This window comes from Prevotella sp. E13-27, assembly GCF_023217965.1.
Classification (GTDB): Bacteria; Bacteroidota; Bacteroidia; order Bacteroidales; family Bacteroidaceae; genus Prevotella.
Genome location: NZ_JALPSC010000002.1, coordinates 815,299 through 828,218 on the forward strand (window position 1 = coordinate 815,299; position 12,920 = coordinate 828,218).

The following is a 12,920-nucleotide window of genomic DNA, read 5'->3' on the forward strand; positions in this document are numbered from 1 at the left end:
AATTATAGTAACGACTGCGAAGTAAAACTTTAATCGCAGCCGTTACTTTTTTTATTATGAGTTTAGTGCTGCTTTCAGGAATTTTCCTGTGATGCTCTGAGGGCAGTCGGCCACCTGTTCGGGAGTGCCGCAGACAACAAGTCCGCCTCCGCGATCACCACCTTCAGGACCTAAGTCGATAACCCAGTCGGCCTGTCGAATGACATCGAGGTTATGCTCTATTATTATTATCGTGTGTCCACGCTCAATCAGGGCGTTGAACGACGACATAAGACGATGGATGTCGTGAAAATGAAGACCTGTTGTTGGCTCGTCGAAGATGAACATTGTTGGTTCCTGTCGCTCCTGACCAATGAAGTAAGCGAGTTTTACGCGCTGGTTCTCACCACCTGAAAGGGTAGAAGAGCTCTGACCAAGTTTTATGTAGCCAAGGCCAACATCGGCAAGTGGCTTTAGTCGAGAAACAATCTGTTTCTGGTTGTGATCGCCAAAGAATTTCAGAGCCTCATCAATAGTGAGGTTAAGCACATCGTCAATGTTCAGTCCCTCGAATCTCACGTCGAGTATGTCGTGCTTGAACCTGTGTCCGTGACATGCCTCACACTCAAGGACGATGTCGGCCATGAACTGCATCTCAACAGTAATAGTGCCTGCACCCTTGCACTCGTCACAACGGCCACCATCGGTATTGAACGAGAAGAACTGTGGTGTGAAGCCCATCTGTTTGGCAAGTGGTTGGCTGGCATATAACTCACGAATGGCGTCGTATGCCTTGAGGTAAGTGGCAGGGTTAGAACGCGACGATTTGCCAATAGGGTTCTGATCGACAAACTCTATGTGTTTAATAGAGCTGATGTCACCATCGAGACGGATAAATTCGCCTGGGGCATCACAGACTTCACCCATGAGGCGTTTTAACGACGGATAGAGGATGCCTTTTATAAGCGACGACTTACCACTGCCCGACACACCTGTTACAACAGTCATCACGTTAAGCGGAATCTGCACGTCGATGCCGCGAAGATTGTTCATGCGGGCACCTATAATGTCAACATGCTGATTCCATGGACGACGGGAAAATGGGGTGGGGAGAGTAAGCTTATGAAGCAGATACTGAACTGTATAGCTCTTAGGATTCTGTTTCAAGGAATCATCGTTTATTTCATTTGGATTGCCAGTAAAGACAATCTCACCACCAAGGCGACCTGCATCGGGGCCTACATCAATGAGATAGTCGGCAGCACGTATCATCTCTTCGTCGTGCTCTACAACGACAACAGTATTGCCTAATGCCTGCAACTGGCGAAGCACGTGGATAAGTCTCTCGGTATCGCGAGAATGAAGTCCTATGGATGGCTCGTCGAGGATATATAGCGAGCCGACAAGACTGCTTCCAAGCGATGTGCAGAGATTAATGCGCTGGCTCTCACCACCACTGAGCGTGTTTGATTGGCGGTTTAGTGTTAGATAGCCAAGACCAACGTCAACAAGGAATTGCAGACGGGATGTTATCTCCCTGATAAGGCGCTTACCAACCTCGCTGTCATGCTCATTGAGTTCCAACTGTCGGAACCATTCTGCCAGTCGTGTAACAGGCATCTGAACAATATCGCTGATGCTTCTGCCCGCAATCTTAACATAATTGGCTTCAGGCTTCAGACGTGTGCCGTGACATTTCGGACAGACAGTCTTTCCACGATAGCGACTGAGCATGACACGATACTGAATCTTGTACTGGTTGTCCTTAACCATCTGGAAGAACGAGTCGATACAAGGTTTTTCCTCCAAGGACTTGTGGCTGTCGCTTGGAAGACCATGCCAAAGCTGGTCTTTCTGCTGCTGAGTAAGCGAATAATATGGCTCGAATATGGGGAAATCGTCGGCAGCAGCATTTCGGCAGAACCAATTCTTCCACTCGGCCATCTTCTCTCCATGCCAGCATACCACACAGCCATCATATACTGACAAAGAAGTATTTGGAACAACAAGGTGTTCATCGATGCCTATAATACTGCCAAACCCCTGACACTCAGGGCAAGCCCCGATAGGGGAGTTGAAAGAGAAAAGTTGGTCGGTAGGCTCGTCGAATGCCATTCCGTCGGCCTCGAAACGCATTGAGAAGTCGTAGCTGATGTTTGAAGGAAGGAACATAAGACGAAGCTCGCCCTTTCCTTCATAGAATGCTGTCTCTGCAGAGTCAACCAAACGGGAAATATTGTCGCTGGCATCATCTACAGACAATCGATCGACAACAATATAAATTGGTGAAGTGTTGTTTTCGTTGATGTTTTCGAGATAGTCATCAATCCTAATAAAGTCATTGCCAGCAAAGATTCTTGAGAATCCCTGAAGTTGAATGGCTTTTAACTGTTGCTCGGCAGTTCTTCCTTCAGGAACAATAAGCGGAGCCATTACGGCAAACTTAGTGCCTTTGGAGAACTCTAACATCTTTGCAACGACATCGTCAGTAGAATGCTTCTTTACTTCTTCACCGCTTATTGGTGAATAGGTGTGGCCTATGCGTGCAAAGAGAAGACGCAGATATTCATATATCTCAGTAGAAGTGCCTACTGTGCTTCGAGGATTGCGAGATATTACCTTCTGCTCGATGGCAATTGCTGGCGGAATGCCACGAATGAAGTCGCATTCAGGCTTGTTCATACGACCAAGGAACTGGCGGGCATAGCTGGAGAGACTTTCCACGTAACGGCGCTGTCCTTCAGCATAGAGCGTGTCGAAGGCGAGTGACGATTTGCCACTTCCTGATACACCCGCTATTACCACAAGTTTGTTACGCGGAATGCTCACGTCAACATTTTTCAGATTGTTGACGCGAGCTCCCTTTATCTTTATTATACCGTTATCCTTGTCGCTTGCTTTCATGGTCTATTTGAATGATACGATGTGTTGCATTGACTCGTCAATATAGAACGTCTTGCTAAGCGTGTCGCCCTTGTAAGCATAGTGCATCCTTATGAAATAGAGCATTCTGCCTGATTGCTTAACGGAATAGTCAATATCATTCTTGAACAATTCGTCAGTTTTGCTCTGCATCGCATTGACGATAGAATCATTAATGTTTTTCGTAGAGTCGAGCTTGTTGAATTCTATCACGTCAATTTGTGTTGGGTCAACAGCATAATCTGTTATGAACTGCTCTACAAGTTGCTCAGCGTCGCTCTGCTGGCCACAAGAAGACAACAACGCAAACGAAGCGCAAACTAGGAAGAAATGCTTTATATTCATAATGATATCAAATGCATTAATTATTTGGGTATTTAATAGCCACTATTTTCATTACATATTATATAGGATTAGATGCGCTTCAGGACAAGCAACAGATGATCCCATACCATCTGGACTGTAGGAATGAGCAATCGCTCGTCAGGAGTATGGACATAGCGGAGTGTAGGTCCGAAGCTTACCATATCGAGATTTGGATAGCGCTCAGAGAACAAACCGCACTCAAGACCAGCATGAATACCTCTTACAACAGGCTCCTTTCCGAACAGGTCAACGTATGACTGACGAACAATCTCAGTGAGTTTGCTGTCTGGACGCATCTTCCATGCTGGATAGCCATCGCTGCTCCAGGCTTTGGCTCCTGCGAGCTCGAAAGTTGCAACGATAGTGGCACACATATTGTCAAGGTTCGACATCACATTGCTTCGCTGAGAAGAAAGGATATTTATCACAGTCTCTTCAGTATGTACACTTGCAATGTTGGATGATGTCTCAACCATACCACCAAGTGCTTCATCTTGACAGATGGCATAAATGCCGTTGTCAACTGCCTGTAAGGCTCTGATAAAATTCTTTGCGACTGTGTCTTCGATAACAGGCTCAGCATCAGTAGATTCCATATTCCACACCATCTGAGTGTCAGTAACATGGAATTCATCTTCAACCTCTGAGTTGAACACATTCCAATCTACCATTACATTTTCTTTCAGTTCGAATGGAACGGCAATAACAAAAGACCCGTCACGAGGAATGGCATTATGAAGTTTACCAGAATGGAACTGTGCCAGACGAATGCCTTCGTACTTATTGATCATCTTATACAGGAAACGTCCAAGAATCTTTATTGCATTAGCACGTTTCTTGTTGATATCATCGCCTGAATGTCCGCCTACAAGTCCCTTCAGCTGACCACGCATGAAGAAAAGAGTGGGAGAGGGCGCTTCGCGATTGAAAGTGAACGTGGCTGTAGTGTTACGTCCACCAGCACATGAAACGAATACTTCACCTTCATCCTCAGAGTCAAGGTTTATAAGATAGTCGCCAGTCATGAAACCAGGCTTCATTCCTTCAGCTCCACTGAGTCCTGTCTCCTCATCGCGAGTGAAAACACACTCAAGAGGTCCATGCTCAATATCGTTGCTCTCAAGGATAGCAAGCTCTATAGCGCATCCGATGCCATCGTCAGCTCCCAGCGTAGTGCCTTCAGCAGTAAGCCATTCGCCATCGATATAAGTCTTAATAGGATCATTGTCGAAGTCGAAATCAACATCAACGAGCTTATCGCATACCATATCCATATGGCTCTGGAGAATAACTGTCTTACGTCCTTCCATGCCTTTCGTTGCTGGCTTACGAATAATGACATTTCCTGTCTCATCAACCTTAGTATCGAGGCCGTGGCTTTCACCCCAAGACTTCAAATACTCAATCATTTTCTCTTCACGTTTTGATGAACGTGGTATTGCGTTAATCTTTGCAAACTGTTCAAATACCACAGCGGGTTTTAACTCACTTTTATTCATTATTAATCCTTTTTATTATTACTATTCTAAATTAATTGATTAACTTTGCACCGCAAAATTAGCAAAAATGATTGAAACTCTTATATTAACCACGTTAATAATTGCTATAGCAATGGCATTTTTATGTGTCAAAGTGCTTTTAAAGAAAAACGGAACATTTTCTTCTCAGCATATTCATGACTCAGAAGCTATGCGTGAACGCGGTATTCATTGTGTGATGGACCAAGACAAGGAAGCTCGTCAGAAAAAGCCATTATTACGATAGGGGAGTGCTCAATCCAAATAACAACCAATAACTAAGATGTTAAATCAACAATATCTATTAAACATTACACATTAAAGAAACAATATACATTATTATATATATGAAGAAACTATTTTTACTCGCAACAACATTTGCTATCGTTCTGACAGCATGTAACAATCAAAGTCCAAAAATTGACGAGAATCCAGCTTCAAGTGCTTCTTCCGAGGCTCAGACAGATTTGCGTATTGCATACGTTGAAGTTGACTCAATCATGACACAGTTTGAGTATGCTAAGGAAAAAAGCAAAGAACTCGAAAAGAAGAGCCTTAACGCACGTAATACACTTACCCAGAAAGGTAATCAGTTTCAGGCTGCAGCCAACAATTTCCAGCAGAAACTACAGAATAATGGCTTTACAAGTCGTGAACAGGCTGAATCTGCACAGGCTGCACTCCAGCGTCAACAGAACGACTTGGCTGCTCTTCAGGCACGTCTTGAGAACGAACTCGCTAACGAACAGCAAAAATTTCTTCAGTCATTACAGGACAGCCTGAATAATTTCCTTGAAGTATATAATAAGGAAAAGAAATATGACATGATTATTAATAAGAGTGCAATCTTGTATGCAGGCAAAAAGTTTGATATAACTCAGGATGTTATCAATGGTCTTAACAAACGCTACAAGAAAACATCAAATAAAACTGAAGGAACAAAGAAATCAGACGAAAAGAAATCTGAGAAATAATCTTTCTGAGTAAATTTATTATAAAGTAATTTTATTAGAAGTAAATTTATTAGAAACACATATTTATTAATTCAATAAATAATTGGAACCGATATAAGGATAGAAGAGGTTCCAATTATTCTTATACAAAATCTATTTATCATAATGGTGATTCTAGAAATAACTTGGCGTTTAATAATAACTATGTAATAACACTAGAAAATGTATCAAATAAAATGATTTAAATCAAATAATCTAACAAAAAGTAAGTAAAAACCTATTTTTAGTGATAAAATGTTTGTTATTTGTAAATTTTGATATACCTTTGCAACAGGAAACAAAAACCTATTATCAATAGTTTAGTTTAATTTAAAAGTAAAAAGATTATGAATGCAGCAAAAGTTGTAGAGGATCTTAAAGTTAGATTCCCCAATGAGCCTGAATACATTCAGGCAGTTAGTCAGGTTCTTCCAACAATCGAAGAAGAATACAACAAGCATCCCGAGTTTGAAAAGTACAATCTTATTGAGCGTCTTTGCATTCCCGATCGTGTCATTGAGTTCCGTGTTACATGGGTTGATGACAAAGGAAATGTTCAGACAAACATGGGATACCGCATTCAACACAATAATGCTATTGGCCCGTACAAAGGTGGTATTCGCTATCACAAGAGCGTAAACCTTGGTATCCTGAAATTCTTGGCATTTGAGCAGACATTTAAGAACTCTCTGACTACCCTTCCTATGGGTGGCGCAAAGGGTGGTTCAGACTTCTCTCCACGTGGTAAGAGCGAGGCTGAAGTAATGCGTTTCTGTCAGGCTTTCATGAACGAGTTGTATCGTCACATCGGTCCTGATGAGGACGTTCCCGCAGGCGACATTGGCGTAGGTGGACGTGAGGTTGGCTATATGTTCGGCCAGTACAAGAAGCTCACTCATCAGTTCCAGGGCGTTCTTACTGGTAAGGGAATCCAGTTCGGCGGCTCACTGATTCGTCCTGAGGCTACTGGTTATGGTACTGTTTACTTCCTCACTTCTATGCTTGCTACACGTGGTATTGAGCTTGCTGGTAAGAAAGTACTTATCTCTGGTGCTGGTAACGTTGCCCAGTATGCAGCTGAGAAGTGCCTGCAGTTGGGTGCTATCCCTATGACCATGTCTGATTCTGACGGTTATATCTATGATCCAGATGGCATCGATCGTGCTAAGCTCGACTACATCATGGAGCTGAAGAACGTTGAGCGCGGACGTATTAAGGAATATGTTGAGGAATATCCAACAGCTAAGTACTATGAGGGCAAGCGTCCTTGGTATGAGAAGGCTGACATCGCCCTGCCCTGCGCAACTCAGAACGAGATCAACGGCGACGAGGCTGCTGCTCTGGTGAAGAATGGTGTAATCGCTGTTGCTGAGGGTGCCAACATGCCTTCACTTCCAGAGGCCATCAAGATCTTCCAGGATGCCAAGATCCTCTACGCTCCTGGTAAGGCTTCTAACGCTGGTGGTGTATCAGTAAGTGGTCTTGAGATGTCACAGAACTCTGAGCGTCTGAGTTGGACTGCTAAGGAGGTTGACGATTATCTGAAGCGCATCATGAACGATATTCACGAGAACTGTGTTAAGTATGGTACTCAGGCAGATGGCTATATCAATTATGTGAAGGGTGCTAACGTAGCCGGCTTCATGAAGGTTGCTAAAGCTATGATGGCTCAGGGTCTTGTATAAAAACTTCCCTACTCCATTTAAGCACAAAACTAAACAATTTATAAGAAACAGGCGCATCGGATTATTTCTGATGTGCCCGTTTTAATTGACAGAAAAAACAACTGCCGCATATATTACTCATTAGTTTACGAGTGATAAATGCGGCAGTTACTATTAATCTTCCTCAGGAGTTATTAGTTTATAACCTTTACCGTGGATATTGATAATCTCAATCTGCTCATCGTCCTTTAAATGCTTACGAAGTTTTGTAATATATACATCCATTGAACGTGCATTGAAATAGTTGTCATCAATCCATATTGTCTTAAGAGCAAAGTCACGCTGGAGAATCTCGTTAGCATGAGAGCAAAGCAGAGCAAGAAGCTCGTTCTCCTTTGTTGTAAGCTTGGTTTGACGGTCTCCGAAAGTTAGAAGCTGCTTCTGAGTGTCGAATGTGAACTTTCCTATATGATACAGAGTTGACTCCTTACTCTTCTTACCACGAACACGACGCAGAATTGCCTCTATACGGAATACGAGTTCCTCCATTGAGAAAGGTTTTGTGATATAGTCGTCAGCTCCAAGTTTGAAGCCTTCAAGAATGTCTTCCTTGAGGATTTTTGCTGTCAGGAATATGATAGGAATATCGGCATTAGCCGCTCTGATTTCTTGTGCCAGTGTAAAACCGTCTTTCTTTGGCATCATTACATCAAGTACACAGATGTCGAACTTTGTCTTTAGAAAGGCTTTGAAACCTGCTTCACCATCAGGGCAGAGTTCAGCTTCATAACCTTTAGCTGCCAAATATTCACGTAACAACATTCCGAGGTTCTCATCGTCCTCGCAAAGTAAAATCTTAAGTTTGTCCTCCATAATTGTAAGTTTTAAAAAGTTTATAATATAAATTTGTTTATCTCTTATGTTTGTTGAATTCTTATTATTTGTCAGTCTCGTCCAAGATTGGCAGGCTTACTGTGAACTTCGTTCCTTTGCCAAGCTCACTCTCGCAACGAATGTCTCCATCATGTAGATTTATTATCTTCTTCACATAAGCAAGACCTAGTCCGAATCCTTTTACATCATGTACGTTACCTGTATGAACCCTATAGAACTTGTCAAATATCTTTTTCACATTTTCTCGCTTTATTCCCAAGCCATTGTCTGAGATTGAGAAAAGTAATCGTCCATCTTCATTCCATGTACGTATATGAATATTTATTGGCTCATCAGGCTTTCTGTATTTTACGGCGTTGTCCATAAGGTTTGTTATGGCATTTTGGAAATGAACTTCATCGACATATATTGCTGAATCGATGGCTTCTACCTCAAGAGTTATCTTGCCACCAGTGTGGCTGACACGCAGATTGAATGACGAAGCAACAAGTTCCAATAGCTCGTTGAGATCCAATTCTTTTTTCTTGAATGATGCAGTCTTGCGATCGAACATTGACATCTGCAATACTTTCTCTACAAGGAAGCGCAGTCTCTTTGATTCGTCATTGATAACACCTCCCAGATGTTTCATCATTTCAGGACTTTTTCCCACGCTATCATCATTAAGCATCTGTGCTGCAAGCGAAATGCTTGATATGGGAGTCTTCAGTTCGTGGGTCATATTGTTTATGAAGTCGTTCTTTATCTCTGTGTAGCGCTTCTGTCTAAATATCACTACTATTGTAAATACAAACGTGATTATTAGCACAAGAGTGAATACTACGGCAGGAATAAGAAATTTTATACTTGAGAAGATATACGAGCTCATATCAGGAAAGTGTATCTTGACAATACCCATTTTCGAGGTAGGATCGTTATGAAATAGAGTCTGCGTATAGCTTAGCTCTTCACCTTCCGAAGAATACTCTGGACAACGGAAAACTTCACGACCATCTGATGTTGAGACGGTGAGGTGATAAGGAAGGTTTATTCCGTTGTTAAGCAATTCGGTCCTTATGTCTTGATCAAGAAGCTTGAAATTGACTCTTTCGCTGAGTGGTTTGTCGCTTGCTGTATATAATATGTTATACACTACCTCGTCAAGCAGAGCCTTCTGATATACATAACGATTTCTTACTATTTCCTGTAGGGTTTTTGTCGCATCAGCCATAGAGCCTTTATCACGTGACATTATCATCGCTTTAGGTACAGAAGCTGGTTTGGTGGTAAAGGTCTTTAACTCAAATGCAGAATAGACAGTACCATCGTCGGCTGAGACAGAAAACTGGTGAGAGTGACGTATCGATCCGTCAAGACCGTCAACCATCAAGGAATCCTGATTGTATGCACGTCGTTCCACATCGTTAATGTCTTTTTCCAAATAACGAAGTGTTTCGTTTAATTCAAGATTACGTGCTGCCCGATAAAGGCTTCGATTGACGCTTTCGTCAAACTGCTCCTTTTTCATCTTTGCCATATCTTCTATGTAAGAGATCTGTAAAAGAAGCAGCCCAAGAAAGGCGACACCCATCACTATAGATATTATCCAGATTGTACTCTTTTTCATGTTTTATAGTTTTAAAGCTTTTTTGCCACTTATAAACAACGGCATTTGTGCTTTGTCTGTTTTTGTTTGCAAATATAATGCTAAAGATTTGGATTCATATTTATTACGTTAAATAATTACGTTAAATTTAACTATTTTAATTATGTATAGTTGTTTAAGTTTTAAATAAGCAACTAACTTACACAGAAAAATCTTTACTTAAAGAATAATTGATTGGATAATAACAAAACATTTTTTATTTATTTCGAAGGGCGTGTCCCAAAATACTATTCATTAATTTGGTTGGTATAAAATAATTGATTATTTTTGTCACCATAAAACAGATAATAACCCAAAACAAATTTATTAGTTTTAAAGTACCATTATGATACATCTTACAATACTAGCTATCGCATTGCTGCCTGTGGCTTTGCTTTTGATGTTTATTTACAAGCGTGATCCCCTACCCGAGCCTACTTCTTTTTTGCTCAAAGCGCTTTTTTACGGTGTGTTAACAGTCCTTCCTGCATCAATTATTGAAGGTATTATTGTTGCAGTATTATATGGTGGTGGAGACATTGCTGAGAATTCCGTTAGTGTGTTGAATGCTTTAACTAACGGTTTCGTTGTTGCTGCCATTCCAGAAGAAGGGTTTAAATTACTGGCTTTATGGCTAATATTACGAAAGAATGCCTATTTTGATGAACATTATGATGGAATAGTCTATGCTGTATTCGTAAGCCTCGGTTTTGCAGCAATTGAAAATGTATTCTATCTATACGGCAACATAGACTCATTCTATCAAGTAGGAGCCGTAAGAGCTTTGATGGCTGTGCCAGGCCATTATGCTTTTGGTGTTCTTATGGGATTCTTCTATTCACTATATTATTTTGTGAATCGCTCAAAGCGTAATAAGTATTTGATTCTTATTGCTCCCATCTTAGCACATGGAACTTACGACTCCCTTCTCATGCTTTCTGGTGTAAATCCTGTTTTAGGAGGCATTGGCTTTGTGGCTTGCATAATATTCTGCATATGGCTGCATCGCTTCTGTATACGAAGAATAAAAAGTCACATACACAGGGACAAAAAGTTCTTTGGGGAAAACTATGGAAATAGCAAAAAGAGTGTATTTGATTAATTATAGAATGTATTTGTTTAATGATGAAGTTAATTTGTTAATGATGAAATAATACTATTTCATTATTGAAAGGCAGAACAGCTCTCCTTGGCTGAATCCCTCTTCGTAAAGACGCTCAAGCTTGTTGACATCTCGGCATAGTCTGTCCACCTCCATTGGACGTTGTGGCCGTATGACAATTATTTCGCCCCAATCTTCCATGCGCTCTACTAGGTCAAGTTGTTCATTATATGACTCTGACAACTGGCTGAGGGCAACTCTCAAACGAGGATATTCCTTGTATATGAACTTTGGAACCTTTACGTCAGGTTCATTTGATCGATAACCTCTGTTTCTTGTTAGCACCACGACATTCATCTGATGACCCATGTTTATTGCTCGCTGTATAGGAATGGAGTCTGTGATACCTCCGTCAAGCATTGGAACTCCATCTATTTCTGTGATTTTAGCAACATAAGGCAACGAGCTTGAGGCTTTGACAATGGCTGTTAGTCTCTTCTTATCATGTTTTTCTGTCAAATATTCAGCTCTTCCTGTCAGACAATTAGTCGTCACTACTTCGAATGTAGCAGGATTATTCATATAGGTATCATAATCAAATGGTACTATTTCATTAGGAAAACGCTCATATAGTATCTCAGGATCAAAGATTGAGCCCTTGGTCAGCAGACTTTTCAGAGATATGTAGTCATATTTCTGAAGCATGTCGATATTTGAATATCTGGCTCGTCTTGGCTGATGGCTCATATACGACAATCCATTACACGCACCTGCAGAGACAGCAACTACGTATGGAAAATAGCAGTTGTATTTCATCATTGCGTCGAGCACGCCACTAGTGAAGACGCCTCTCATGCCTCCTCCTTCCAACACCAAACCAGTATTTCGTTCAAGTTTCATTCAAATAGTCTTTGTTAAGTGTTAATAACAGCCTGTGGGATAAGTATATAAACCTTTCCTCCACATAACGAAAGAAGGGTTACCTTCTCAGGCTACCCTTCTGTGAGATTTAGCTTGCAAATAATCTTATAAATTTCTTAAAGCAAGCTTTGCGGAATTCTTTTCATGTCTCGCGACACATTGAATTCCAAAACCTTAATAATCTAATACCATGAAAAACACACATGCAAAAGTAATATTATTTTTCATATCGCGAAAATAATATTATCATTTTATGCAGAAATTTAACTTTTTTATATATTTATTAGGTGTCTTTGTGTTATTTATCAACCAATTTACAAGAAATCTGCACCAATATGTCTTATGGCTGACTTTGCTATTCTTTCATAAACGAGGCCTAAATCAGCAAAGTGAACTATGCTTTGCATTGCTGCCTTTTTTAATATTGGAGAGTCTGACTGAAGAGCTGTTAGTGCCTGGTCGATAAATTCGTTGATGTCGCGTTCTGAGGGTGTTGCTTTCGACATGAACAGTCTTGAAAGGATGTGGTATCCGCATGTCTGCGTCAGTATGTTTTCTGATGACAACCAAACAAAGGCCTTTGTCGATGCGAAATTAAGATATTGGTAGAGGTTGAATACCGCCTGTTCTGCTATTTCCACGTTTGGCGTCTGTTCCATCCAAAGCTCCATGAGATCTGGTGTCATCTCGCTATGTGGCATAAGCATCGTGGCAAGTATCTTACATTCTCGAGTGTTTTCTTTCCAGAGTTCTACAGCAAGTGTATAGTCCTGCCCTATCTCGTCTGCCATTTCCCTAAGTCTTGGTAGCGTTGCTCCCCAGTTAACTTTGTAGTTCAGTCCTCTGTCTCTCATCTGGGAAGCCGTCGCACCATCCATTATCTGGCGAAAGTCTTTCTTTATTTCTTTTATGCGTTGTCTAACCTCTTCGTTTGTCATA

At 41.2% G+C, this 12,920-nt stretch carries 11 protein-coding genes; 4 read left to right on the forward strand and 7 right to left on the reverse strand.

The genetic code is table 11. The annotated features are described in order from the left end of the window. Nucleotides 1–54: 54 nt before the first annotated feature. From uvrA to M1L52_RS12405, 3 genes are all read right to left on the reverse strand, one after another. The gene (gene uvrA, locus M1L52_RS12395; protein ID WP_248615316.1) at nucleotides 55–2,883 is read right to left on the reverse strand and encodes an excinuclease ABC subunit UvrA; all 2,829 of its coding nucleotides are present in this window, start codon (nucleotides 2,881–2,883) and stop codon (nucleotides 55–57) included. Nucleotides 2,884–2,886: 3 nt separating this feature from the next. Continuing rightward, entirely contained in the window at nucleotides 2,887–3,246 is a 360-nt protein-coding gene (locus M1L52_RS12400) for a hypothetical protein (RefSeq protein WP_248615317.1), read from the reverse strand. Nucleotides 3,247–3,314: 68 nt separating this feature from the next. Continuing rightward, on the reverse strand, nucleotides 3,315–4,766 hold the full coding sequence (locus M1L52_RS12405) for an aminoacyl-histidine dipeptidase (protein WP_248615319.1): 1,452 nt from the start codon (nucleotides 4,764–4,766) through the stop codon (nucleotides 3,315–3,317). A gap of 67 nt (nucleotides 4,767–4,833) precedes the next feature. Here M1L52_RS12405 and M1L52_RS12410 point away from each other — a divergent pair, with 67 nt between their 5' ends. From M1L52_RS12410 to M1L52_RS12420, 3 genes are all read left to right on the forward strand, one after another. Then, on the forward strand, nucleotides 4,834–5,031 hold the full coding sequence (locus M1L52_RS12410; protein WP_248615320.1) for a hypothetical protein: 198 nt from the start codon (nucleotides 4,834–4,836) through the stop codon (nucleotides 5,029–5,031). 100 nt (nucleotides 5,032–5,131) lie between these two features. Continuing rightward, complete coding sequence (locus M1L52_RS12415; protein WP_248615321.1) at nucleotides 5,132–5,758, forward strand: OmpH family outer membrane protein; 627 nt, start codon at nucleotides 5,132–5,134, stop codon at nucleotides 5,756–5,758. 365 nt (nucleotides 5,759–6,123) lie between these two features. Continuing rightward, nucleotides 6,124–7,461 carry an NADP-specific glutamate dehydrogenase gene (locus M1L52_RS12420; protein ID WP_248615323.1) on the forward strand — a complete coding sequence of 446 codons (1,338 nt, stop codon included), beginning with the start codon at nucleotides 6,124–6,126 and terminating at the stop codon, nucleotides 7,459–7,461. Nucleotides 7,462–7,614: 153 nt separating this feature from the next. On the opposite strand, the gene M1L52_RS12425 is transcribed toward M1L52_RS12420, so the two are convergent. Both M1L52_RS12425 and M1L52_RS12430 read right to left on the reverse strand, forming a co-directional pair. Beyond that, the gene (locus M1L52_RS12425; RefSeq protein WP_248615324.1) at nucleotides 7,615–8,313 is read right to left on the reverse strand and encodes a response regulator transcription factor; all 699 of its coding nucleotides are present in this window, start codon (nucleotides 8,311–8,313) and stop codon (nucleotides 7,615–7,617) included. 64 nt (nucleotides 8,314–8,377) lie between these two features. Further along, nucleotides 8,378–9,940, reverse strand: coding sequence for a sensor histidine kinase (locus M1L52_RS12430; RefSeq protein WP_248615326.1), 1,563 nt, complete (start codon nucleotides 9,938–9,940; stop codon nucleotides 8,378–8,380). Between the two features lie 364 nt (nucleotides 9,941–10,304). Here M1L52_RS12430 and M1L52_RS12435 point away from each other — a divergent pair, with 364 nt between their 5' ends. Next, nucleotides 10,305–11,060: a PrsW family intramembrane metalloprotease gene (locus M1L52_RS12435; RefSeq protein WP_248615328.1), complete on the forward strand. Its 756-nt coding sequence runs from the start codon at nucleotides 10,305–10,307 to the stop codon at nucleotides 11,058–11,060. Between the two features lie 54 nt (nucleotides 11,061–11,114). Here M1L52_RS12435 and M1L52_RS12440 read toward each other — a convergent pair whose 3' ends face one another. Both M1L52_RS12440 and M1L52_RS12445 read right to left on the reverse strand, forming a co-directional pair. Next, on the reverse strand, nucleotides 11,115–11,960 hold the full coding sequence (locus M1L52_RS12440) for a patatin family protein (RefSeq protein WP_248615330.1): 846 nt from the start codon (nucleotides 11,958–11,960) through the stop codon (nucleotides 11,115–11,117). 335 nt (nucleotides 11,961–12,295) lie between these two features. Continuing rightward, complete coding sequence (locus M1L52_RS12445; RefSeq protein ID WP_248615331.1) at nucleotides 12,296–12,919, reverse strand: DNA alkylation repair protein; 624 nt, start codon at nucleotides 12,917–12,919, stop codon at nucleotides 12,296–12,298. Nucleotide 12,920 lies beyond the last annotated feature (1 nt).